Raw genomic sequence first — 23,938 nt, 5'->3', positions numbered from 1 at the left:
GGGTGGCGCGCTAAGGTAGGTGTCCTTGCTATACTCAACGTTCAGTAGTTGCTCAGGTTTTACACCTCATCATTACCCGTATACTCAGAGAACTGCCATGAAAGTTTTTTTTCCTTCGCTTTTAGCCCTCCTGTTGTTGCTAGGGTGCGCTGCTGCGCCCGACACACCTGTGTATGTAGAAGGTGCGGATCAGACCTACTACCAGTTGAATGACCGGCGATTTCACCGGTTTGTGGTGCCAGATAGGGACGCCTTCGCAAAATACGACAAACTATTACTGTTTCCTCTGCAGTTGGATGGAATGTTAATACTGCGCTCTACCGACCAGGAAATTAACCGGAGCTGGGGCGGTTCAACCTATGAAGACATGCTGCCTTACGTAAGCTCGTTTGATGAGTTGGCGGCGCATCTTTTTGCTCAGGGCCGGACGTTTGATTTGACCAATACGGGTGGTCCTAACGTGCTGGCCGTGGAGTTCCGTTTGAAGAGCTATCGCCCGCACACTCCCCGGCTTGATGCCATGGGCGGCGGTACGGTGGGCGATTTTACGGTCACCTCTTTTGGCGACCTACGCATTGAAGTGGTGCTGGCGGACTCCCAAAGCGGTGAGTTGGTGGCCGTGCTTGAAGACGCGGTACGGGTTTCGCCGCGCAGCTTTGGCATGACCGCTTTTGGCAATACCACCACGGTGGATGCTTCAGCACGAAATACGCGTGGCAACCAGCGGGCCGCCTGGCGTCGAACCTTTCGGCACTGGCTGGCACGTTTTGATGCGGATCTGAACGACCTGCGCGAAGAGGCCTTAAAATCCGCGGCTATTGAGATCTGAATCATGCGCATTAACCCGCAAGAAATTTGAGGTAATCTTTTATGCCTACGCTGCAAGATCAGTTGCTAAAAGCGGGCTTGGTTGACGCCAAGCAAGCAAAGCAGGTCAGTAAGGAAAAGCGCAAGAAAAACAAACAAGCACGCCGGTCCGGCGAGCCGGAGGTGGACGAGCTTAAACAGTCGGCTCAACAAGTGCGGGCGCAAAAAGCCGAACGCGACCGGGAGTTAAACCGCCAGCGCCAGGAAGAACTGGAGCGTAAAGCAGTAGAGGCACAAATCAAACAATTGATTCTCAATCATCGCCAGCCCAAAAACTCCGGCGGTGATACTGTGGAGTACAACTTCACCGACGACAAACGCATCAAAAAAATACGCGTTTCACCGGCCGTACAACAGCAGATCATTCGTGGCCAATTGGCCATAGTGCGGCTCGGGGAAGACTATGAACTGGTGCCCCGCATCGTTGCGGATAAAATTGCCGTGAGGGGCGAGGGCAGGGTGGTCGTCGCGAACGTCAAAGCAGAGAGTGCCGTCGAGGAAGCGGACGACCCATACAAAGATTACGTGATCCCTGACGATCTCATGTGGTAGCAATAGGCCACAGCGAATGTAGAGCACTGGCGCCCTGTCGCAATCCAGGGTTAGAATTGAAACGTCTCCAGTAACGATGCCCGGATGGCACGTTTTTCGGGGCTATTATTCAACAGGGAGTTTATTTTATGGCGAAAAATCTTTACATGCTGCCGCCGGATTTGCCGGTACCAGAAGACGACGGTGCCTGCGATCATCTCACCGGCAGTCGGTTGCCTTCGGTCGCGTTGCCAAGCACCGGCGGATCCACCGTGGATTTGAGTGCCGAGAAGGGTTGGGTGGTGGCGTACTTTTATCCGATGACCGGCAACCCCGATCAGCCACCCATGCTGGGCTGGAATAAGATTCCGGGGGCGCGTGGCTGCACCACGGAGTGTTGTGCGTTCCGAGATCGCCACCTTGAGTTGCGGCGTTTGGGTGCCACCGTATTTGGCGTCAGTTCACAGCCTTTTGACGAGCAGAAAGAAGCCGCGCAGCGGTTACATTTGCCCTTCGAGCTTTTGAACGACAGCAATCTGGCGCTGGCCGGGGCTTTGAAGCTGCCCACCTTTGAGCACGATTTTGCGCGTCTGATTAAGCGGGTCACACTGGTATTGAAGGACGGAGTAATTCGCAAGGTCTACTACCCAGTCTTCCCTCCTCACCTGAACCCTACCGAGGTTATTGCTTGGTTGGAAAAGCAGGCTTAAGGCGAAATTCTAACGGGGCGGTTTCTGCCGCTATTCCTCAAAGCGGATATCAATGTCCAGGTCACTCTCCAGGCATGGCCAGCGACGAATCTCCTCAGACCAGCCCCGATCTTTGTGCAGTGCGATGTAGCGCTGAAAGCTTTCACTCTTGAAGCTGTATTCATTCAACAGTAACTCGGCAGAAAACAGCACCGCCTGATCCAGTTCATTGGCGAAAGGTTCGCCGATAAGCTCATGAGCGATTACATTGGCGCGCGTGCTGTCCATGGGCGCCAGGGGAATACCACAATAACCCATAAAACGGTCATTCACTTCCTCCAATAACCGGTGTGCCAGATAGGCTTCATCAAGCAGCGCTTCCAGTTGGCTGCGTCCATTGATTAAATCCGGTGGCGAGAGAAAATAGTCGCAGGCGATATTCAGCAGTGGCGTGACCGGTTCATCGATGCCCGCTTCGCGGCTGATGTGATCAATGGCATCGATGAAAGCGGGTACCCGTTCGATGTAGCGAATCACGAAAGCACGCAGAGCCTGAACCGATTTGTCGGCAGGCAACTTAATCGCGCCGTGCAAATGCTGGGCACGAGCTTCCAGTACCTTCGTCAGTTTGTCATTTTCAAAATCGCGCGCCTTGGCTTTTTGAATCAGAGCCTCGATGTCGGCGAGCTGTTGAAGGCTCATGATAGGCATGTCCTCTGCGGTATATCCGCATGAAGCCCGCTGGGTGGCTGGTGTTGTTCTGAACGAACGGAACAAAAACCTAGCCAAAAGCCTGCTGGGTTTAAGGTTGAGGATGGCGGCAATCGCGCCATCTACTCTTTAAACTTAATTCAAAAGTTGGTAATTACAAGCTGGCTTTAAGAACGTTTTATCATAGGGGTGGCGTCGCATTCGACAAAAGGGTGAGCCGGAACCCAGGTTTTCGCCCGGCTGTAGTGCAGAAAGATAGCGCCCATCAGCAACCCTCGGGCACCATTGAAGACAGTAAACGTTAGCCAGAGTCCTTGGTTTCCCCAGCCTCGGGTTAACCACCAGAGGGGCAGAAAAACCAGCCCGGCCGAAATCAACATGGCGTATTGCATGGCGGCGGTCTTCCCGCTGCCCAAAAACAATCCATCCAATTGGTACGCCCACACCGCGACCAGAGGCAAGAGGCACACCCAGAGATAATACTGGCTCGCCAACTCGAGAACCGACTCCAGCTCGGTGAATAACGTCAAAAGCCAAGCTTGCCCCAGGAAAAACGTTAAGCTCACCAAAACCGCCATCCCCAAGGCCCAAATGGTGCTGGCTCGGCATATTCGGAAAAACTCCGCTCGCCGTCCAGCGCCTATGGCGCGCCCGCTTAAAGCTTCGGCGGCATGGGCAAAACCATCCAGGGCGTGAGATGTGAGCAGCACAAACTGCAGCAGTATGGCGTTGGCCGCAAGAACTTGATCACCCAAGCGTGCCCCTTGAGCGGCAAAAAATACGAACACGGCTAATAGGCACAAGGTGCGCACAAACAAATGGCGATTGACCTGCAGCAGCGGAAGATAAGTGGCCGGCCGAGTTAAGTGTTTGGTGGCGAGGCGGCCGCCCATCCCCTTAAGACGTTTACAAAGCAGCCATAAGCCCAGAGCCAAACCAGCGTATTCCGCCACCACGCTGGCCATGGCCGCGCCATCGCTGTTCAGGCCGAGCCCCCATATAAAAACGCCATCCAAAACGATGTTCAGCAGGTTGGTGGAAACGAGAATCACCAGCGGTCGACGCGTGTCCTGTTGGCCGATAAACCAGCCCACTAGGGCATAGGTGAGCAATACCGCAGGAGCACCCAGCAAGCGAATCTCGGCGTAACTTTGAGCCAGCGTTGCCACTTCTTCACTTGGGTTAATCCAGGCCAGAGCTACGGGGGTCAGTAAGCGCCCCAGTACCGCCAAGGAAACACCCAGCAACAGGCCCAGTACAGCGCTCTGGGCGAGGATCAGCCGGCTGTTGTCGTGATCTTCCCGGCCATAGGCCCGAGCCACCAAACTGGTGGTGCCCATGCGCAGAAAGCCGAACGACCATAGGAGCAGGGTAACCAAGCTGGCCCCGAGCGTTGCCGCCGCGAGGTACACCGGGCTGGGCAGGTGGCCGAGAATGGCGGTATCCACAGCGCCCAGCAGGGGCACAGACAAGTTGGTCAGCATCATGGGCCAGGCCAACTGCCAGATTTGTCGATGGGTGCGGCGGGATCTAGAAATCATGAGGTAGGGCTTCTGGTTGTGCTGGATCCCTGAGGTTTTTGGAACCCCGCGAGGCGCCAGTTTAAAGCGCTCTGGGCCGCGCATAAAGCGCCCCGTCCAGGGCGGGGGCTAGGACAAAGACGTTGACTTTTTGGTGCCATTGTGGCCTCCTACGCGCCTGTATTTGCGACGATTTGCCACAGTCGAACTGGCCGTACCCCGCCGAACGCGTTTCCGTTGGTACCCCTGCCCCTGGTAAAAAGCGCTGTCTAGCGCGGCAGAGGTGCGGGCGATTCTTACGGAATTGGGCCGGTTGGGGCTGCGGCTGAGCACACGATCGTCGTTTTTTCCTGGGTTGAGCGATTTTCGGCATTTTTAACCAATGTTGCGATCCTCGAAGTAAAAAAAGCATCAATTGGCTACACGGAGAAAAAGGGCGATGTTAAAACGAGCGCGTAGGCTTTGGGCCTGGCTGCTTGCCCCTGCAGTTCTGATGACCAGCTATCAGGCCATGGCAGAAGAGGTTGAGCGGTGGAAGTTCAATATGGTCGAGGGCGTAACCCCGGTTAGCCGCGAAATCTACGGCCTTCACATGCAGATGTTTTGGTGGTGTGTGGCCATCTCCGTGGTGGTGTTTGGAATTATGCTCTACAGCATGATCATGCACCGTAAGTCCCGTGGCGTGAAAGCGGCCAACTTCCATGAGAGCACAGCGCTGGAAATCGTCTGGACGGCAATCCCCCTGGCCATTCTCATCGCCATGGCCTTCCCCGCCACCAAATCGCTGATCAATTTGTACGACGCCTCTGAAGCCGAGATCGATGTGGTGATCACCGGCTATCAATGGCGTTGGCGCTACGACTACCTGGATGAAGACCTCAGCTTCTTCAGCAATATGAGCACCCCGCGTGATCAAATCGAAGGCTTCGAGCCTTTTGGTCCGCACTATTTGCTGGAAGTGGATGAGCCGTTGGTTATCCCGGTAGATACCAAAGTGCGTTTCCTGATTACTGCCGCTGACGTTATCCACTCTTGGTGGGTGCCCGCGTTCGGTGTCAAGAAAGACGCTATCCCCGGTTTTATCAATGAGTCCTGGGCTATTGTCGAAGAGCCCGGTATTTACCGCGGCCAGTGCGCTGAGCTGTGTGGGCGCGACCACGCGTTCATGCCCATCGTGGTTGAGGCTTTGCCTAAAGAAGAGTATCAGGCGTGGCTGCAAGAAAAGCGTGCCGAACAGGAAGCTGTACGTCAGTTGACTGAGCAAACTTTCGAATTCGAAGAGCTGTATGACCGTGGGCGGCAAGTGCATACCCAGTGGTGTGCGGCTTGTCACAGACCAGACGGTACCGGCGTTTCCGGGATCTTCCCTGCCCTGATCGGCGGCATGGCCGTTGGGCCGGTCGAAGACCACCTAAATATCGTTGTAAATGGTTCGAGAGGTACTGCAATGCAAGCTTTCGGTGACCAGTTGAGCGAGGTCGATATCGCGGCTGTTGTGACCTATCAGCGTAATGCTTGGGGTAACAATATGGGCGATTCGGTCCAGCCCATAGATGTCTTTAACTTCAAGCAGAACGACTAGGAGGCTTACTCGCAATGGCACACGGTCCCGCAAAAGGTTTAAGCCGCTGGTTGTTCACCACCAACCACAAAGACATCGGCAGCATGTACCTCTGGTTCAGCTTCGCCATGTTTATTATCGGCGGTATATTCGCGTTGGTAATTCGCGCTGAGCTGTTTGAACCCGGCATGCAAATTGTCGACCCCAACTTCTTCAACCAAATGACCACCCTGCACGGGTTGATCATGGTGTTCGGGGCAATCATGCCGGCGTTTGTCGGTCTGGCCAACTGGATGTTGCCGATGATGATCGGTGCTCCGGATATGGCTCTGCCGCGCATGAACAACTGGAGTTTCTGGATTCTGCCTTTCGCATTCTTCATGCTCCTGTCCACTTTGTTTATGCCGGGCGGTGCGCCCAACTTCGGTTGGACTTTCTACGCGCCCCTGTCCACCACTTACGCTCCAGAGAGTGTGACATTCTTTATTTTTGCTGTGCACATCATGGGTGCCAGCTCCATCATGGGGGCCATTAACATTGTGGCCACCATTTTGAACATGCGTGCGCCCGGCATGACTCTGATGAAAATGCCGCTGTTCGTCTGGACCTGGTTGATCACCGCCTACCTCTTGATTGCGGTTATGCCGGTACTGGCTGGCCTGGTCACCATGATGCTGATGGATATTCACTTCGGCACCAGCTTCTTTGATGCCGCTGGTGGTGGTGATCCGGTACTGTTCCAGCACATTTTCTGGTTCTTCGGACACCCCGAGGTGTACATCATGATTCTGCCGGCATTCGGCATTATCAGTGCGATTATTCCGACTTTTGCGCGTAAGCCGCTGTTCGGTTACTCGTCCATGGTTTACGCCTCAGCGTCCATCGCCTTCCTCAGCTTTATTGTATGGGCGCACCACATGTTTACGGTGGGTATGCCTATCGCGGGCGAGTTGTTCTTCATGTACGCCACCATGCTGATTGCCGTTCCCACTGGGGTTAAGGTGTTTAACTGGGTGGCGACCATGTTCCGAGGCGCCATGACGTTCGAGACGCCCATGCTGTTTTCCATCGCGTTCGTGATTTTGTTCACTATCGGTGGTTTGTCCGGTCTTATGCTGGCGATCGCTCCGGCGGACTTCCAGTATCACGACACCTATTTCGTAGTGGCGCATTTCCACTATGTACTGGTGCCGGGCGCGCTCTTCTCTATTATTGCCGCGGTATACTACTGGCTGCCTAAGTGGACCGGCCGTATGTACAACGAGATTTTGGGTAAGACGCATTTTTGGGTAGCTTTTGTGGGCCTGAACGTTACTTTCTTCCCCATGCACTTTGCTGGCTTGGCCGGTATGCCTCGGCGGATTCCCGATTACCACATGATGTTCGCGGACTGGAACATGATCTCCAGTGTGGGCGCCTTTATATTTGGTGCCTCTCAGATTCTGTTCTTGTACATCGTGCTGGATACGATCTTTAGAGGTAAAAAAGCGACTGACCGGGTTTGGGAAAACTCGGAAGGCCTGGAGTGGACTGTAGCTTCTCCCGCGCCTTACCATACGTTCAGTACGCCACCTGAGATCAAGTAACCGCGTCCAGAGGTGCCATCATGAAACTGCCGATGCCAAGTAATCCATTGACAGCGCTGTGTTTGAAGTTGTGTGGTTTGGCCACAGGGATGTTCGTGTTTGCCATCTGGATAATGCCGCCGATGTACGAGGTCTTTTGTGAGATCACCGGTTTGAACGGTAAAACCGGTGGTCGTTACGAAGCAGTGGATGTACGAGGGGCTGATACAAGTCGCACCATTAGGGTTCAGTTTGTCGCCTTCAACAATGATGGCATGCCTTGGGAGTTTGGCCCTGAGGTGCGTACCTTGCACGTTCACCCTGGTGAACAGGTGCGCATCGATTACAGCGCGTATAACCCGACTGAACGTGACATGGTGGGGCAGGCCATCCCGAGTCTGACCCCTTTTATGGCCGCAAACTATTTCCACAAAACCGAGTGCTTTTGTTTTGAACAGCAGCCGCTGACGGCAGGCGAGCGAGCCGAAATGCCCATGCTTTTTATCGTGGATCGCGACATTCCGGCTTCGGTAAACACCATCACGCTCTCCTATACCCTGTTTGATGTGACCGATCGGTTCGGGTCGAGCAGAGCGGCCGCCGAAAGAAATTCGGGCCGAGTCGCAGCCGCAACAAATTAGTGTTTAACCTTTATAAGTAGCGCCATCTGAGTAGCGCGGAGACTAAAAAATGGCAACAAGCGAAGGAAACTACTACGTACCGGAACAGAGTAAGCTGCCCCTGTTGGCCAGTATCGGCATGTTTCTTACGGTATTTGGAGCGTCGGCCTGGCTGAGTGGTGTAACCACCAGCCCGCTGATCGTGGCAGTGGCGTTGTTTGTTTTTGCGGCTGCACTGTTTGACTGGAGCCGCCGGTTAACCATCGTGGCAGGCATTATCATGTTTGTCGTGGTCAGCGCCGCTTCGGAAACTCTGTCAAATCTCCTTACTGGCCCAATGGTTTTTGCCTTGGGTGGCTTGGCCTTCGCTGGCGTCATCTGGAATTGGTTCTCCATTGTTATCCGAGAGAACATTGCGGGCTTGAACAGCCCCCAGCTAAAGCGTTCTTACGTGTGGGGCATGGGCTGGTTTATTTTCAGTGAAGTGATGTTTTTCGCCGCCTTCTTTGGTGCACTGTTTTACGTTCGGACCCTGGCTTTGCCCTGGCTCGCCGGCGAAGGGCACGGTGCCGAGAACGTTTTATTGTGGCCGGGCTTTGAGGCGAATTGGCCGCTCATGGTAACCCCGGACATGGCTGTGCACGGTGATGCTGCTAACGTCACGGGCCCGGATCAGAGCATGAGCTTCCGTGACGCAGCGTCCCTGTGGACTTGGTTGCCGTTCTGGAACACCGTGATACTTCTCGCATCCAGTGTTACGTGTCACTTCGCGCACAGTGCCATTAAGAAAAACGCACGCAAGCCTTTTAACGTCTGGCTGGGCGTAACCATCGTTCTGGCGTTAATTTTTATGACTCTGCAGGCCTGGGAGTACGTTATCGCCTACAGAGATATGGGTTTGACGCTCGATACCGGTATCTATGGTGCAACGTTCTTTATGCTGACTGGGTTCCACGGTGCGCACGTACTGTTGGGTACCTTCATGCTGGCGGTGATGTGGTTCCGCTCTGTGCTTAAGGGCCACTTCTCGTCTGAGGACAGCTTCGGCTTTGATGCGGCAAGCTGGTATTGGCACTTCGTGGATGTGGTCTGGGTAGGCTTGTTCTTCGCAGTGTATATCTTCGGTTAAGAAACCAATCGGGCAGGCCGTTGACTAACGGCCTGCCCGTGTTTAATCCGTGCCCTTAAGGGCCGGCATCCCAAGGTGCTTGGCTGGTCAGAATGCCGCTGTGAAATCCGTAAAAGATGAGCGCCATCATTACGGTCGCCAGACATACCCGTACGCCCAATGCGTACAGTGTGCGTTTGGACTCCGGTACCCCCATGTCCTTGAGCAAGAAGCGCAGGCCGCTGCCTAGACTCAGGACAACGCCAATGAACAACACCACAATTAAGATTTTAAGCCACATATTCATTCTCTAATTTCAAAGGAATACTCTGTTAGTCCGTCTATGCTGGACAGTGCGCTCAGGATTTATGCCGCGCACCCGGTGTTAAGGGTATCAAGCCGTGAGCTTCGTTCAAGAACCATCCAGCCCCGTCCGATTACGGTTCAGTCTCAACTGGAAAATCACCGCCGTGGCCGCTTTGGCGTTGCCGCTGTTGCTGACTTTGGGGTTTTGGCAATTGGACCGAGGGGCAGAAAAGCGCGCCATTGAGGCCAGTTTTGCGGCTCGACAGAGCGCTCCACCCATTGAGCTGAGCGGCGACAACCTAGAGGTATTAGAGCCGTTTCAGCGGGTCATCGCCCGAGGGCAATTCGACAACGAACATACATGGTTGCTCGACAATAAACAACGACGGGGCCGGGTAGGTTACGAAGTGGTATCTCCGTTTCAATTGGAGAATGGTACTTGGATTCTGGTCAACCGAGGTTGGCTACAGGGCACCGGAGATCGACAGCAACTACCGCCGGTGCCACCGGTTCGCGGCGAGAGGAGTATCTTCGCTGAACTGGCGACTGTCTCTCATCATCCCATGCTGGACGCATCAAGCCTTACCAGCGAGTGGCCCCGAGTGGTGATGGCGATCGAGACCGACGCCATGGCTGAGCAATTGGGTCGGCCGTTGGCGGTGCCCTACCTTCGTATCGCCGAAACCAGTCCGGGAGCCTTTGAAACCGGCTGGCAGGCGGTTAATATGACCGCCCATACACACCTGGGCTATGCCTTTCAGTGGTTCGCCATGGCGGCGGCATTGGTGGTGTGGTTTTTGTTTGCCAACAGTAATGTGCTCGCCTGGTGGCGCAGCCGCCGATCTAAGAAGTGAGTACTGAATGAATTCTGAATCTCCACGCGAATTTAGCAAGGCGGCTCTGTGGCGAGGCCGAATTATGGCCTCTGCCATCATGCTGGTAGTGGCCTTGCCCTTGGTAGCCGCCATGGTGGTTTACCACACAGGCATCGGCATGCCCTCAGGCACGGCCAATGAGGGTGTGTTGTTAACGCCCCCCCAACCGGTGGCGCAACTACAACTGGTGGAGCAAGGTGCGGCAGAGCAGTGGGATCTGAGCAGTGAACGTCGGCGCTGGCGTTTGCTGGTGCCCGCCTTTGGTGGCTGTAATACCCAGTGTGAGCAAACTCTCTTTCTAACCCGGCAAGTGCATGTGCGTTTGGGGAGCGACGCCTATAGAATGGAGCGCTTCCTGTTGCTGGGAGAGAACGAAGCAGTGGAGGCCAACTTGGCCACATTTTTGGAGCAGGAGCATCCGGGCCTGCGGGTAATGCGTTTAGCCGAAAACCGCCTGTCTGATCTTTTGGGTCAAACAAATTTAGCGGGAAGCGAGCCAGTGGCCGAAGGACACTACTATCTGATGGACCAGTCAGGATACCTGATGATGGCTTATGATCCAGGCCACTCAGGCAACCAACTGCTAACAGATATCAAACGCATGTTGAAAGTAACCTACGAGGACTAAAACGGCGTGAACGAGACAAAAAAATCCCCTCAAATGTATCGCTGGGCACTAGCGGCCACCGCTTTTTGCGTTATTGTGGTTGTACTGGGTGCTTTTACTCGGCTAGTGGATGCCGGTTTGGGATGCCCAGACTGGCCCGGTTGTTACGGGCATTTAACCTGGCCTAAATCGGATGAGGCCGTAGCTCGCGCCGAGGCTGCCTTTCCTGAATTCCCGGTGGAGCACGACAAAACCTGGCCGGAGATGGTGCACCGTTACGCGGCCGGGATTCTGGGCCTGATGATCCTAGGCCTGACCATCGCCACTTGGCGGCGGGCTAGCCGCGACCCGGAGCATAGCTATCCGCGCAAACTCACCTTGGGGCTGCTAATCCTGGTGATTGTGCAAGCCTTGTTTGGCATGTGGACGGTTACCCTAAAGTTGTGGCCGCAGGTTGTGGTGGCGCATTTGTTGGGCGGCTTTGCCACGCTGTCATTACTGTGGCTGCTTAGCCAGCGTTACGCAGGCCACCGGTGGCGCATGCCCTCCAACAGCGTACGACGCCTGCGCGGTATCACGTCGCTGCTGTGGTTGGTGATTATTGTTGTTGTTGCCCAGATTGCCCTGGGCGGCTGGGTCAGCGCCAATTATGCGGCTCTGGCATGCACCGATTTTCCCCAGTGCCATGGTCAGTGGTGGCCAGAGATGGACTTCCGCCAGGGCTTCAATTTCGCTCAGGACGTGGGCCCCAACTATCTGGGCGGATTGCTGGAAAGTGATGCTCGCACCGCGATTCACGTGACTCACCGCTTGGGCGCTCTAGTGGTGATCCTACTGGCGGGACTGCTGTGTTGGCGTCTGTGGCAGATTAAGCATCGCAGACCTCAGCGTATGGCGTTGATAATTGCCGGTGTCCTTGCGGTGCAAGTGGCCTTGGGCGTCACCAACATCCTGGCGTCTCTGCCTCTGGCGGTAGCGGTTGCCCACAATGCCGGGGGTGCGTTACTGTTATTGACACTGGTAACCCTCGCCCATCGCACCTACACAGCCCAGCGGCACTAAGTGCACCGCTGGCAAATTAAGGCCCCCATCTGATGAGTAAAGCAACCGAGAGCAGCCATCTCGCACCCGCACCCGCTACTTGGCGGGACTACTACGAGCTGTGCAAGCCCCGGGTGGTCATGCTGATGATCCTCACCGCCATCATTGGCATGCTTCTGGCCGTGCCAGGCATGGTGCCTTTGGATGTACTGATCATCGGCAATCTCGGTATCGCGCTCTGTGCCGGTTCCGCGGCTGCGGTCAATCATCTGGTGGATCGCCAGGTGGACAAAAAAATGGCGCGCACGTTTAACCGGCCTGTCGCCACAGGGCGGGTAGACCCCTGGCATGCCGGCCTGTTCGCCTTGGTGATCGGCTTGGCTGGTATGACTCTGTTGGTGGTGTTTATTAACACCCTGACAGCAGTACTGACTCTGGTTTCTTTGTTGGGTTATGCGGTGGTGTACACCCTGTTTCTCAAGCGAGCCACGCCCCAGAACATTGTGATCGGTGGTATTGCCGGCGCTGCGCCGCCGCTGCTGGGTTGGACCGCCGTTACTGGCGAGATCCACGGCCATGCACTGTTGTTGGTGCTGATTATCTTTGCATGGACACCTCCGCATTTTTGGGCCCTGGCTGTGCACCGTAAGGACGAGTACGCCAAGGCGGAGATACCCATGCTGCCGGTTACCCACGGTGAGCACTACACCAAAGTGCATATCCTGCTGTACACCTTGATTCTGGTGCTTGTGACGGTGCTGCCCTACATTACCGGCATGCTGAACTGGCTGTACCTGCTCGGTGCCTTGGTGCTGGGCGCGGGGTTTATTTACTGGTCGGTGGTTCTTTTGGTCAGCAAAAAGCCCTCGGTGGGCATGGATACCTTCAAGTATTCCATCGTCTACTTAATGGCGCTGTTTGTGGTTATGTTACTGGATCATTATTTGTTGCCGGTGCCCGCCGATTATTTGAGCGGCGGTTAATGTTGTTTGGAGTTGTCCGTGAGTCAAGAAAGTCCTGAGAAAGACCAATCCTCCCATCCACACTTAGACGCTGATCGCAAGCGCGGTATTCGCCGCACCGTGGTGGTGCTGATATTGGCGGTGGCGTTAGTCATTGGAATGCTGGTGTTTAATGTCACCCGCGCCCCCGTGGTAGATCGGGAGGCCTTGCGGGAGCAGGGCGCGGTACTGCTGGAGCAACCGCGTCGGTTCACGGACTTTGAGTTGGTGGATCATCGCGGTGAGAGCTTCACCCGGGAAGACTTGAAGGGCAAGTGGACGTTTATCTTTTTCGGTTTTACCCATTGCCCGGATATTTGCCCCCTGGCTATGGTGGATCTCAGCCGTTTGGTGAATGAGCTGCCCGCCGACATGGCGGAACAGACCCAAGTGCTGATGGTCAGTTTGGACCCGGCCCGGGATACCCCTGAGGTGTTGGCCGATTATGTGCCGTATTTTCATGAAGATTTTGTGGGCGTGACCGGAGAGTTTCTGACCATCCGCCGTTTTGCCAACGAGTTAAACGTAGCGTTTGCCAAGGTAACTCAGGGTGACGATTACACCGTGGATCACAGCGGGCACATTACTCTGATTAACCCCAAAGGCGATTACCACGCTATTTTTACCTCACCATTTAACACTGGCTCCATGCAGACAGCCTATCGCACCATCGTGAACAGCTTTCCATTCTAAGGCGCGTCTCAGCGCTCAGACAATGAATACAGCGGCTAGGGATTGGGGAAAAGAACTCGGTATCTGAGACTACTAAGGACGTGCAGGGTGAGTGTTCAGCAAGCCTCAAAAGAGGGACCTTTCGGCCGGCGCTCCGGTGAGGCAGTCCCCACGGATGGGTTCACGACGTTTGCTGAACACTCACCCTGCGCGGCCGTTGGGCTTGCTTACGAAGCAGCTACTAGTGAGATAAACCCAGAACCTCTTACCCCTCCGGGCGGACCTTCTGAGCTTTTCGTATTTCCAATAACTAGTCTAGGCCCAACGCACTTTTAGTGACGTTCAACCTACGCGTTGCTCACGGTTCAGCCAGTCGAGTACCGCGTTACGGCTATCGAGCATGTCCTGATAGACTTTGATGACTTGGGGATTGGGGGAGGGTTGGCGATTCAGGCGTTCAATTCGGTTAGCCAGGAAGGCGATATCCTGGTGCAGCTTTTCCGACACTAAATCTCCGTTTACAAGTTCGTTGCCAATCACTATGTTGGGGCTGGCCATAAGCACTATCCTTTATGCATGAGCTGAATATTTAAGCGAAACTACGCCATCGGACGCTGGCGCATAGTATCGCATAGAGGTGGGGTGGTCGTGCAAGGGTTTTTAACGGGGTTGGCGTACCAGCAACGAAAGTACAAACAACAACGCGGCGCTGAGGACGATGGACGGGCCTGCCGGCGTGTCCCACAGGAAAGAGGCCGCCAGCCCGCCGCCGACAGACAGGCACCCGAGTAGGCTGGCGCCAATGGCCATGTGCTCGGGTGTGTGGGTCAGGCGCCGGCTAGCGGCAGCGGGAATGATTAACAGCGCGGTAATCAGTAGCGCCCCGACGACCTTCATGGCTATGGCAATCACCAGCGCCATCAGTAGCATCAACGCGGTGCGCACCGCCGTAACACGAACACCCTCGACCTGGGCCAACTCCTCATGCACCGTAATGGCCAGTAGCGGCCGCCATAACCAGATCAGTAGAGCGCCCACCACAAGGCTAATCAGCCAAATAGTGATCACGTCGGCCCGGTTGGCGGACAGAATGTCGCCGAACAGGTAGGCAAGCAAATCAATACGGCTATCAGTAAACAGGCTCAAAGTTACTAGGCCCAGAGCCAGAGTGGAGTGGGACAGAATCCCCAGTAATGTGTCTGTCGCGAGCAGTCGATTCTGTTGCAGCGCGACCAACACCAAAGCCAGTAGTAAACACCCCATGGCGACAGCGAAATTCAGGTTAATCTGCAGCAGCAACCCAAACGTTACCCCCAACAGTGCCGAATGCGCCAGGGTGTCGCCAAAGTACGCCATACGGCGCCATACGGCAAAGGCGCCAAGCGGGCCGGCCACAACAGCCACGCCCAGACCGGATAAAAGTGCATAGAGTAAAAAATCAGGCATCGGGGCGTGTGTCCTCGGGGACGATATCGCCGTGGGCGTCGTGATGGTGGTCATGATGGTGTGTGTACAGGGCCACTTGCGGCTCAAGCGTACCGCCAAACAATGCCAGATACGCGGGGTCGGAGGTCACTTCCTCCGGGTGACCTTGGCAGCAGACATGTTGGTTGAGGCACACCACCGTGTCGGTATTGGCCATAACCAGATGCAAATCGTGAGAAACCAGCAGCACCCCGCAGCCTTGTTTATGGCGAATGTCGTTAATCAGATCGTAGAGTGCGGCTTGACCCCTGACGTCCACGCCCTGCACGGGCTCATCCAGAACCAGCAAGTCGGGGTCACGCAACAGAGCTCTGGCCAATAGCACCCTTTGGGTTTCTCCGCCCGACAGGTTTTGCAGCCGGGCGCGGTGCAAGTGCTCAATTCCGGTAAGCGCCAAGACTTCGGGCAGCGCTAAGCGAGGCTTCCCGCCGAGCGTTAAAAAGCGCTCGACCGATAAGGGAAGGCTGGGATCGACGTGCATTTTTTGTGGCATATAGCCAATACGGAGGCCGGGCTTGCGCTGAAGGCTACCGCTATCAGGTTTCATCAGGCCCAAAATGGTCCGCACCAGCGTGGTTTTGCCCGCGCCGTTGGGACCTATCAAGGTGACGATTTTCCCGACTTCGAGAGTCAGATCGGCATCTTTGAGGATATCCCTTCCGCCTCGTTTCACGCCCAGGCCCTGGCCGCGAATCAAAAGCTCAGGCACCATCACTACTCCGGCAGCTAGGACAAAGACCGTTGACTTCCAGCGAGTCGCTTTCCACTAAAAAGCCGTCAACTTCCGCCGTTTTTCGGATAACCGTACTGAGGTCGTTACTCTCCATCTCCTTAGCCACACCACAACTTCGGCACAGGAGGAAATGACTCTGATGGCGCTCATTCGGTGTGGGGCAACCCACAAAAGCATTAAGGCCATTGATTCGATGAATAAGCCCCTGCTCGAGCAGAAAGTCCAAAGCCCGATAGACCGTTGGTGGCGCGACGCGCCGGGTGGACTCTTCGGCTAAGAGATCCATCAGGGCGTAGGCGCCAAGGGGCCGATGGCTTCGCCACACCAACTCCAGTACCTGGCGGCGGAGCGGCGTAAGCCGGGCGCCCCGCTCTGTGCAGAGCTCCTGCGCCTCAGCGAGTGCGGACGAAACGCAGTGGCTGTGGTTGTGCCGGTGGAAGGCGACTGGCTTCTGGGGCATAAAGCGGGGTTCCTGCTACAGGGCTAAAATGTTATACTATAACCCTAATGTTACTGTATAGCCTCACTATAACCGCTTGAGACTTCCTTGCCTATGTCGCGCCTCAGTTTCCCGTCCTTTGCGGCGCGGTCGTTCTTATTACTGCTTATTATGGTTGCCTCTGCGCTGCCCGCTCGCGCCGAACTTCAGGTGTTGGTCAGCATTAAGCCGTTAAAGCTAATTGCCCAAGAAGTCATGGGCGGCACAGGTGAGGTAACCAGCCTACTGGAAGGTTCGGCCTCACCTCACGACTATGCTATGCGTGTTTCGGATATTCGGCGCCTGAGGGCTGCGGACCTTGTCCTTTGGGTGGGGCCGGAGATGGAAACCTTCCTGGTGCGCCCTTTGGCCAATTTGCCGCTAGAACGTATTCTCGAAGCGCAAGAGCTGGAAGGGCTTCACTGGCCAAGCGGTGAGGCTGCGGGCGTTCATCACGGTGATCACTTTCACGAGCGCGACCCACACATTTGGCTGGACCCTCGCAACGGCGCGATCATTGCCGAGGCGCTCGCGGCACGCTTAGCCAAGCTGGACCCGAAAGGGGCCAGTCAGTACCAGGCCAATGCCCAGCGTTTGACGGAAAAATTGTATCAATTGGATGAGGAGCTGCAGCGGCGCTTGCAGCCCGTGTCTGGCCGGGGTTTTGCCGTCTATCACGAAGGTTACACCCACTTTGTCAAACGCTACGATTTGAAGCAGATAGGCTACGTCACCTTCGGCCCCGAGCAGCGACCTGGCGCTCGGCATATGCATCAGCTGCGCCAGCGCCTGACGGATGCGCATTGCCTGTTCGTAGAGCCCTATTATGACACTCGGGCGGCTGCCGAACTGGCGCGAAACCTGGACTTAAAGGTAGGCGAGCTTGACCCACTGGGCATGGGATCCAGCAGCTACCCTGAGCTGATTGAAACCATGGCCCAATCGTTCTTAGACTGCCTCGCGCCCTAGCTCTGTGGCCTCTGCTGGGATGGAGGCCACCAACGGTACGCCGCGGGCTTGCAAAGAACTTTTTTCGGTCCGGTTCAGGATGCGTATAAACGCTTGATATTGCATTGCAATGCCGGGCGTAGGCGCCTGAGAGGCGTAGCGCAAGAGCATCAACAGGTTGTTTGGCTCGGACAACTTGTGGCGTACCCCGCTGTGCTTATGTACGGCGCCGGCCAGTTGCTGCAAACGAAAGATTGCCGCTTGGGAGAAGATGGGAATGTTCACGCAGTGTCCTCAAAGTCGACCTTGACGAAAGGGTGTTTGGGTTAAGTTTTTCTACTTTGTGCCTGTTCAGTATAGAGACTGGGTGCAAAAGCACAGAGAAAAGTGCATTAAATGCATAGTTTTGTGACGCGCTTACCAAAAGCCGTTTGGCGGTTATTCACTTAAGGAATAGGGGCGCCAAATTCCACCTGAATACCACAAAAAAGCCCCGCGGGAATCCCGGCGGGGCTAAGCAAAGGAGAAGTGGGGTCAAAAGTTTTAGGGGGTTGACGCCTAAAACTCCAAGTTGAGTTGCTGCTCCAGTTTTTCCTGCAACCGCTGTTCTACACGATTGCTAATTTCCTCATTGAGCCGACGGGCGCTCTCTGCAAAACGCTCTTCCTGGTGAGCCAGGGACTCCATTCCGGGAAGCTCCAGAGCCGGGCGATCTAAAGCGGCGCCAGTTTCGGCCACCGCGATCGCTAGGCTGGGCTGAGGAATAGAAATTGCGCCCTCGGCGAATACATTACTGCTGAATAAAATCGTCGCTACGATAAAGCCAAATTTTCTCATGGTGAGACCCTCCGTGGGTGTTCCCCGTTTTAGGCCGCTCCTTTTTGGCGTGGTGAGCAGCCTGTGAATGTTCTGTTACCTTGTGTTACCCATGGTAACAACAGTCGCCAATATAGTCTAGTGGTGTTGCACATTTATTACGCTAATGAAATAAAATTGTTAAACAGTTCAATGTTTTATGGGGTTGAGTGAAAGCAATATCGAGATCGTTTCTTAGGTAACACTTTGGCGGTGGACTGAACCTCACGCCTAACGAGCTCAAATTTGCGGTATCCTTGGCCCTCGCAAGCGCCTTTTCAGTGCAAAAGGCCAGTTTCCCGATTCTTGCTAGAGAACACTCATGACCCAAGTCGCCCCCTTGGTCCTGGTTGATGGATCTTCTTACCTCTATCGTGCCTACCACGCACTTCCGCCCCTCAACAACGCCAAGGGCCAGCCCACGGGCGCGGTCAAAGGTGTCATAAGCATGCTGCGCCGGTTGATCAAGGATTACCCGGAGAGCCCCTTGGCGGTAGTATTTGATGCCAAAGGGAAAACCTTTCGGGACGAATTGTTTGCCGAATACAAAGCCCAGCGCCCGGCCATGCCCGATGACCTTCGCCCTCAGGTGGAGCCCATTAAAGCCATAGTGCGTGCCATGGGCTTGCCGTTGCTGGTGGTGGACGGGGTTGAGGCGGACGACGTCATTGGCACCTTGGCTAGGCAGGCCACCGAAGCCGGGCGGGATATGGTTATATCCACCGGGGACAAGGATATGGCTCAGCTGGTCAACTCCCATGTGTCACTGGTGAATACCATGACCGGTAGTTACCTGGATGAAGCCGGGGTGGGCGAGAAATACGGGTTCGGTCCAGAGCGAATGATTGATTACTTGGCGCTGATGGGTGACAAGTCGGACAACATTCCTGGGGTACCGGGCGTGGGAGAAAAAACCGCCCAAGCGCTGATACAGGGCTTGGGCAGTTTGGATGATATTTACGCGGACTTGGAGGCAGTGCGCGAGCTGGGTTTTCGTGGCGCCAAGAAGATGCCCGAAAAGCTGGAAGAGCATCGCGATCAGGCCTACCTGTCCTACCAGTTGGCGACCATCAAAACCGATGTACCTTTGGAGTTGGGCCTGGATGACCTGACCCTTGGTGAGGAGGACCCGCAAGCGCTCCTGGAGCTGTTCCAGGAAATGGAGTTCAAAAGTTGGGTCAACGAGCTGGCAGACCGGGACGAGGTGGACGTGTCTGCCGCCACCGTAGAACCGGAAAAGCTCGATACACAATACGACGTCATAACCGATGCTAAAGACTTGGCGGCTTGGGTAGAAGCCCTGGAGCAAGCCGAGCTGTTTGCTTTTGATACGGAAACCACCAGCTTGAATGCCATGGCCGCCCGCGTGGTGGGGGTATCTTTTGCCATAGAGCCGGGGCGCGCCGCCTACGTGCCTTTCGGGCACGATTACATGGGCGCGCCGGAGCAGCTTTCCGAAGAGCAAGTGTTGGGTGCGTTGAGGCCGGTGTTGGAGGACGCCGCCAAAGCCAAGGTGGGGCAGAACCTTAAGTACGACCGCAACGTGCTGCTGAATCACGGTGTGAATCTGCGCGGTATTGTCTACGACACTATGCTGGAGTCTTACGTCCTTAACTCCACCGCCAGTCGCCATGATATGGACAGCCTGGCGCTCAAGTATTTGGATCACCGTTGCATCAGCTTCGAATCCATCGCCGGCAAGGGCGCAAAACAACTGACCTTCAATCAGATACAGCTGGATCAGGCCGGCCCTTACGCCGCCGAAGACGCGGACATCACCTTGCGACTGCACCGACGCCTATGGCCGGAGCTGGAGCAAATCGGGCCCTTGAAGCAAGTATTCACTGACCTGGAAATACCGTTGGTGCCGGTGCTTGCGAATATAGAACGCAATGGCGCCCTGGTGGATGCCAAGCGTTTGGGGGAGCACAGCCTGGAGTTGGCCGAACGCCTGGACGCCTTAGAGCGACAAGCCCACGAACTGGCCGGCCAGCCCTTTAATCTGGGCTCACCCAAACAGCTGGGGGCCATTTTGTTTGATGAGCTGCAGTTGCCTGTGCTGAAAAAGACCCCCAAAGGCGCGCCGTCCACCGCAGAAGAAGTGCTTCAGGAGTTGGCTCTGGATTACCCATTGCCCAAGGTGTTGATGGAGTATCGCGGGCTGAGTAAATTGAAAAGCACCTACACGGATCGCCTGCCGCTGATGATCAATCCGGCCACCGGCCGCATCCATACCTCCTACCATCAGGCCGTGACCGCCACCGGCCGTTTGTCTTCCAGTGATCCAAATCTGCAAAATATTCCCATCCGCACAGAAGAGGGGCGGCGAATTCGCCAAGCTTTTGTGGCGCCTGAGGGTTGCCGCATAGTGGCGGCGGATTACTCCCAGATCGAACTGCGAATCATGGCGCACCTGTCCGAAGACAAAGGCCTGCTGCAGGCCTTTGAGCAGGAGTTGGATGTACACCGTGCGACCGCCGCTGAGGTGTTTGGTGTGGACCTGGACGCCGTGAGTCCGGAAATGCGCCGCAGCGCCAAGGCCATCAATTTTGGATTGATTTACGGCATGTCCGCCTTTGGGTTGGCGCGTCAGCTTCGTTTAGGGCGCCAGGAAGCACAGCAATACATTGATCGGTATTTTGAGCGCTACCCAGGTGTGCAGCGTTATATGGATGAAACCCGCGCCCGCGCCCATGAGCAGGGTTATGTGGAAACCATTATGGGGCGACGTTTGTACCTGCCGGAGATCAATGCCCGCAACGGCAATCTGCGTCAGGGCGCGGAGCGAACCGCCATTAACGCGCCCATGCAGGGTACCGCCGCCGATATTATCAAAACCGCCATGATCGACGTGGACCGCTGGCTCCAAAAAAGCGACTTCAATGCCAAAATTGTCATGCAGGTGCACGACGAACTGGTGCTGGAAGTGGCGCAGGAGCAAGTGGAAGAGGTTAGTCGGGGGCTCGTCGAGCGCATGTCCGGCGCTGCCGAACTCAAAGTGCCGCTGCTGGTGGAGGCAGGGTCAGGAAATAATTGGGATGAAGCTCATTGAGGCGCTGAACTTTTGTAGGGGTGCTGAGTCATACGAATTAGTGCGATTGAATTTTTGTGTGTGCAAGCTCTCCCCTAAGTAGTAACTTGGTACTGATTGAGGCTTGAGCCATAGGCTCGGCCCCGACAGCAACCCCGACCAGTTTGGTTGGGGTTTTTTTTGTCTGCAATTTAGCAGGACACGTCGCCTGGGAACTTTCTCCCGCCCCGGGGCTCAACACAAGTACACCGGCTGCGACGCCCGTGTTAGTCACTTTGCTTTTTTTCTCCGCTTCACTGGCGCCACCCCAAGGGCGCCAGTTTTACTCCGGCGACTTCTCCAGGTTGCCGGTTTTTTTTGTCCTAGGCTTCCGTAGTCGCCTCACCATCTTCAGGCTGATTGGGTTCTTCCAGTGCCAGCCAGGCTTCCAATTTGGCTTTAAGCTCGTCCACGCCCGTTCGCTTCAGAGAGGAGAAACACTGAGCGCTGACCAGATCCGAGACGCCCGATTCACGCATCTGTTTTTGTACCGCCATGAGCGTACTGTTGGCCGGCCCCCGCTTTAGCTTGTCCGCCTTGGTAAGCAGGATGTGGACGGGCATTTCCGCTTCGACCGCCCAATTTATCATCATGGTGTCGAATTCCTGCATGGGGTGGCGAATGTCCATCATGAGCACCAGCCCCCGCAAGCTCTGGCGCTCATGCAAATACTCCGACAGGTTGCGCTGCCAAGCTTCTTTCATGTTTCGCCCAACCTTTGCGTAGCCATAGCCCGGTAGATCCACCAGGCGTTGTTGCTCGCTGAGGTTAAAATAGTTGATTAGCTGCGTGCGACCGGGCGTTTTACTGGTGCGGGCCAGCTTGCCGTTGTCGGTGAGCGTATTAATGGCGCTGGATTTACCCGCATTGGAGCGTCCCGCAAAGGCCACCTCGCTGCCGCCCTCGGGCGGGCACTCCCGTATGCTGGGAGCGCTCTGGGTGAAATAAGCCTGGCGAAAATCGATTTTGCTGTCCATAAACCCCTGCAAAGTGCCGTGTTATCCAATATAATGCGCGGTGCCCGGCGCCGCCGTTTTCGGGTTACCGATAATGACCGGCCGCTCCGGGAGGAGATTGTAGCCCGAACCGACCCAACCGGGCGAAAAATAATCGCGACTACAGGTTAGCCAATGAAACAATTAGTAAAGCATCTGCTGCCCGCCTTGGGCTTTTTGGTTCTCGCACAGGCCGCACTGGCCGGTAATCCGGATGCCGGTGCAGAGAAAGTCGCTATATGCGCCGCCTGCCACGGCCCTGATGGGAACAGCCCCTCCTCCGCATTCCCCCATATTGCTGGACTTGGTGAGCGCTACCTGCTTGCGCAATTGCGCGACATTCGCGCTTGGGACCGGGAAACTGATCCAGAGCTGAAAGCCACCACCGGCCGCGCTGTGCCTGAAATGACCGGCATGATGCGAAATCTGAGCGATCAGGATCTGGCCGATATCGCGGCTTTTTATGACCAGCAGGTCATGCAATTGGCCGGTTCTCAGGAAAAAGAAGTACGCATCTACACCGGTGAGCTCGTGGATTCCTTGGAGCTGGGTGAGCGGGTTTACCGCGCCGGCAACCTGGAGAGTGGTGTGCCGTCCTGCATGGGCTGTCATGCGCCCGATGGTTCAGGCAACCCGCCTGCAGGCTTCCCCCGTTTGGGTGGCCAGCATCCAGAGTACATTGCCGATCAGCTGCGGGCCTTCCGCTCTGGCGAGCGCACCAACGACGGCGACACTATGATGATGCGCCTGACCGCGCGCAACATGACTGACGCTGAAATTGATGCCGTGGCCAACTATATCGGTGGCTTGCACTAAGGTCCGCCCGTTCGCGGATTCTCGAAAGGCGACTTCGGTCGCCTTTTTGTTGAGAGTGTGCTGTGGCATTGTTAAGAGCTTGGTGGGAACTACCGCCGCCACATGACTCTCTTAGGTAGGCTAATCGCTCGACTACACATCGAATAAATGGAGAAAGCCGCTATGCGCATTTTGACGGGCTTGTTGGTCCTGACACTATCTATGGCCGCCATGGCCCAACAGACGCCGACCCAGTACCAGGCTGGTCGCCATTACGAAGTACTGAGTACACCCGTGCCCACCAGCGATCCGGACAAAATCGAAGTGGTGGAAATCTTTTCATACCTGTGCGGCCATTGTTTTACCTTTGCGCCCCTGGTGAGTGCTTGGGAAGAGCGCCAGAAGGATGATGTTGTGCTCGTGCATGCCCACGCGGTCTGGGCTCCGGCAATGGAAGCCTACGCTCGGGGCTTACACACCGCCAAGGCACTGGGAATCTTTGAAGAAGTGCACATGCCCATTTTTACGGCTGTGCATCAAGAGCGCAAACAGATGACCACGCCTGAGCAATGGGCGGACTTTCTGGCCAGCTATGGCGCTGACCGAGAAGAAGCGCTGAAAACCTATGGATCCATGGGTGTCACCCGCATCGTGAGACGCGACACCAATCGTATACGCAATCAGTACGGTATACGCGGCACGCCAGAAATCGTGGTCGACGGCAAATACCGCATAACGGCAGGCTCGGCGGGAACCCACAGTGAAATGTTGCGCATCGTGGACTTTCTGGTAGAGAAAATCCGGGCCGAAAACGAGTAAGCGCTCGCTTCTGCGTGTCAAAACCCATCGCCGCCTAAAGCGCCGATGGGTTTTTTCGTTCAGGGCAATGAAAATAGGCGGTAGAA

General features: G+C 55.6%; 26 protein-coding genes. 16 read left to right on the top strand and 10 right to left on the bottom strand.

Features of this window, described 5'->3' with window-relative positions; genetic code table 11:
• Positions 1-97: 97 nt before the first annotated feature.
• From RBH33_RS06055 to RBH33_RS06045, 3 genes are all read left to right on the top strand, one after another.
• Positions 98-829 (top strand): hypothetical protein, encoded by a 732-nt coding sequence (locus RBH33_RS06055; RefSeq protein WP_306731247.1) that lies wholly within the window; start codon positions 98-100, stop codon positions 827-829.
• A 41-nt stretch (positions 830-870) separates the two neighbouring features.
• Positions 871-1,419, top strand: a complete 549-nt coding sequence (locus RBH33_RS06050) for a DUF2058 domain-containing protein (RefSeq protein WP_306731246.1) — start codon at positions 871-873, stop codon at positions 1,417-1,419.
• Between the two features lie 128 nt (positions 1,420-1,547).
• Positions 1,548-2,108 carry a peroxiredoxin gene (locus tag RBH33_RS06045; RefSeq protein WP_306731245.1) on the top strand — a complete coding sequence of 187 codons (561 nt, stop codon included), beginning with the start codon at positions 1,548-1,550 and terminating at the stop codon, positions 2,106-2,108.
• A 30-nt stretch (positions 2,109-2,138) separates the two neighbouring features.
• Here the strand turns inward: RBH33_RS06045 and RBH33_RS06040 are convergent, their stop codons facing one another.
• Positions 2,139-2,789 carry a hypothetical protein gene (locus RBH33_RS06040; RefSeq protein WP_306731244.1) on the bottom strand — a complete coding sequence of 217 codons (651 nt, stop codon included), beginning with the start codon at positions 2,787-2,789 and terminating at the stop codon, positions 2,139-2,141.
• 176 nt (positions 2,790-2,965) lie between these two features.
• A complete protein-coding gene (locus tag RBH33_RS06035) occupies positions 2,966-4,339 on the bottom strand; it encodes an MATE family efflux transporter (protein WP_306731243.1) in 1,374 nt (457 codons plus the stop codon).
• Positions 4,340-4,757: 418 nt separating this feature from the next.
• On the opposite strand from RBH33_RS06035, the gene coxB reads away from it, so the two are divergent.
• From coxB to RBH33_RS06015, 4 genes are read left to right on the top strand one after another with little or no spacing between them, the layout of a single operon-like run.
• Positions 4,758-5,900, top strand: coding sequence for a cytochrome c oxidase subunit II (gene coxB, locus RBH33_RS06030; RefSeq protein WP_306731242.1), 1,143 nt, complete (start codon positions 4,758-4,760; stop codon positions 5,898-5,900).
• A gap of 14 nt (positions 5,901-5,914) precedes the next feature.
• Positions 5,915-7,465, top strand: a complete 1,551-nt coding sequence (gene ctaD / locus RBH33_RS06025; protein ID WP_306731241.1) for a cytochrome c oxidase subunit I — start codon at positions 5,915-5,917, stop codon at positions 7,463-7,465.
• A gap of 20 nt (positions 7,466-7,485) precedes the next feature.
• Positions 7,486-8,085 carry a cytochrome c oxidase assembly protein gene (locus tag RBH33_RS06020; RefSeq protein WP_306731240.1) on the top strand — a complete coding sequence of 200 codons (600 nt, stop codon included), beginning with the start codon at positions 7,486-7,488 and terminating at the stop codon, positions 8,083-8,085.
• A 49-nt stretch (positions 8,086-8,134) separates the two neighbouring features.
• Positions 8,135-9,193: a cytochrome c oxidase subunit 3 gene (locus RBH33_RS06015; protein ID WP_306731239.1), complete on the top strand. Its 1,059-nt coding sequence runs from the start codon at positions 8,135-8,137 to the stop codon at positions 9,191-9,193.
• 55 nt (positions 9,194-9,248) lie between these two features.
• On the opposite strand, the gene RBH33_RS06010 is transcribed toward RBH33_RS06015, so the two are convergent.
• Entirely contained in the window at positions 9,249-9,473 is a 225-nt protein-coding gene (locus RBH33_RS06010; RefSeq protein WP_306731238.1) for a DUF2909 domain-containing protein, read from the bottom strand.
• A 100-nt stretch (positions 9,474-9,573) separates the two neighbouring features.
• Here RBH33_RS06010 and RBH33_RS06005 point away from each other — a divergent pair, with 100 nt between their 5' ends.
• The 5 genes from RBH33_RS06005 to RBH33_RS05985 are packed head-to-tail and all read left to right on the top strand — an operon-like array spanning position 9,574 to position 13,695.
• Positions 9,574-10,332, top strand: a complete 759-nt coding sequence (locus RBH33_RS06005) for an SURF1 family protein (protein WP_306731237.1) — start codon at positions 9,574-9,576, stop codon at positions 10,330-10,332.
• A gap of 7 nt (positions 10,333-10,339) precedes the next feature.
• Positions 10,340-10,981 (top strand): SCO family protein, encoded by a 642-nt coding sequence (locus tag RBH33_RS06000; protein WP_306731236.1) that lies wholly within the window; start codon positions 10,340-10,342, stop codon positions 10,979-10,981.
• A gap of 6 nt (positions 10,982-10,987) precedes the next feature.
• Entirely contained in the window at positions 10,988-12,022 is a 1,035-nt protein-coding gene (locus tag RBH33_RS05995; RefSeq protein ID WP_306731235.1) for a COX15/CtaA family protein, read from the top strand.
• Between the two features lie 32 nt (positions 12,023-12,054).
• Positions 12,055-12,984 (top strand): heme o synthase, encoded by a 930-nt coding sequence (gene cyoE, locus RBH33_RS05990; RefSeq protein WP_306731234.1) that lies wholly within the window; start codon positions 12,055-12,057, stop codon positions 12,982-12,984.
• 18 nt (positions 12,985-13,002) lie between these two features.
• Entirely contained in the window at positions 13,003-13,695 is a 693-nt protein-coding gene (locus tag RBH33_RS05985) for an SCO family protein (RefSeq protein WP_306731233.1), read from the top strand.
• A 321-nt stretch (positions 13,696-14,016) separates the two neighbouring features.
• On the opposite strand, the gene RBH33_RS05980 is transcribed toward RBH33_RS05985, so the two are convergent.
• From RBH33_RS05980 to RBH33_RS05965, 4 genes are all read right to left on the bottom strand, one after another.
• Positions 14,017-14,232: a hypothetical protein gene (locus RBH33_RS05980; RefSeq protein WP_306731232.1), complete on the bottom strand. Its 216-nt coding sequence runs from the start codon at positions 14,230-14,232 to the stop codon at positions 14,017-14,019.
• Positions 14,233-14,334: 102 nt separating this feature from the next.
• Entirely contained in the window at positions 14,335-15,120 is a 786-nt protein-coding gene (gene znuB, locus RBH33_RS05975; RefSeq protein WP_306731231.1) for a zinc ABC transporter permease subunit ZnuB, read from the bottom strand.
• On the bottom strand, positions 15,113-15,871 hold the full coding sequence (gene znuC, locus RBH33_RS05970; protein ID WP_473752899.1) for a zinc ABC transporter ATP-binding protein ZnuC: 759 nt from the start codon (positions 15,869-15,871) through the stop codon (positions 15,113-15,115). The genes znuB and znuC overlap by 8 nt, the downstream gene beginning before the upstream one ends.
• A complete protein-coding gene (locus RBH33_RS05965; protein ID WP_306731230.1) occupies positions 15,861-16,352 on the bottom strand; it encodes a Fur family transcriptional regulator in 492 nt (163 codons plus the stop codon). Before RBH33_RS05965 ends, znuC begins: the two co-directional genes overlap by 11 nt.
• A 93-nt stretch (positions 16,353-16,445) precedes the next feature.
• Here RBH33_RS05965 and RBH33_RS05960 point away from each other — a divergent pair, with 93 nt between their 5' ends.
• Positions 16,446-17,339 (top strand): zinc ABC transporter substrate-binding protein, encoded by an 894-nt coding sequence (locus tag RBH33_RS05960; RefSeq protein ID WP_306731229.1) that lies wholly within the window; start codon positions 16,446-16,448, stop codon positions 17,337-17,339.
• Here the strand turns inward: RBH33_RS05960 and RBH33_RS05955 are convergent.
• Together RBH33_RS05955 and RBH33_RS05950 are read right to left on the bottom strand one after the other, a co-directional pair.
• A complete protein-coding gene (locus tag RBH33_RS05955; RefSeq protein WP_306731228.1) occupies positions 17,319-17,603 on the bottom strand; it encodes a hypothetical protein in 285 nt (94 codons plus the stop codon). The genes RBH33_RS05960 and RBH33_RS05955 overlap by 21 nt on opposite strands.
• A 273-nt stretch (positions 17,604-17,876) precedes the next feature.
• Positions 17,877-18,155 carry a hypothetical protein gene (locus RBH33_RS05950; RefSeq protein WP_306731227.1) on the bottom strand — a complete coding sequence of 93 codons (279 nt, stop codon included), beginning with the start codon at positions 18,153-18,155 and terminating at the stop codon, positions 17,877-17,879.
• Positions 18,156-18,495: 340 nt separating this feature from the next.
• Here RBH33_RS05950 and polA point away from each other — a divergent pair, with 340 nt between their 5' ends.
• Positions 18,496-21,225 carry a DNA polymerase I gene (gene polA, locus RBH33_RS05945; protein ID WP_306731226.1) on the top strand — a complete coding sequence of 910 codons (2,730 nt, stop codon included), beginning with the start codon at positions 18,496-18,498 and terminating at the stop codon, positions 21,223-21,225.
• A gap of 341 nt (positions 21,226-21,566) precedes the next feature.
• Here the strand turns inward: polA and yihA are convergent, their stop codons facing one another.
• The gene (yihA, locus tag RBH33_RS05940; protein WP_306731225.1) at positions 21,567-22,220 is read right to left on the bottom strand and encodes a ribosome biogenesis GTP-binding protein YihA/YsxC; all 654 of its coding nucleotides are present in this window, start codon (positions 22,218-22,220) and stop codon (positions 21,567-21,569) included.
• Positions 22,221-22,373: 153 nt separating this feature from the next.
• Here yihA and RBH33_RS05935 point away from each other — a divergent pair, with 153 nt between their 5' ends.
• Complete coding sequence (locus RBH33_RS05935) at positions 22,374-23,054, top strand: c-type cytochrome (RefSeq protein ID WP_306731224.1); 681 nt, start codon at positions 22,374-22,376, stop codon at positions 23,052-23,054.
• Positions 23,055-23,216: 162 nt separating this feature from the next.
• A complete protein-coding gene (locus tag RBH33_RS05930; protein WP_306731223.1) occupies positions 23,217-23,852 on the top strand; it encodes a thiol:disulfide interchange protein DsbA/DsbL in 636 nt (211 codons plus the stop codon).
• Positions 23,853-23,938: the final 86 nt, after the last annotated feature.

The sequence above is a fragment of the Marinimicrobium hydrolyticum genome, from assembly GCF_030848505.1.
Lineage (GTDB): Bacteria > Pseudomonadota > Gammaproteobacteria > Pseudomonadales > Cellvibrionaceae > JAVDDU01.
This window is presented reverse-complemented; position numbering and strand designations above follow the sequence as displayed.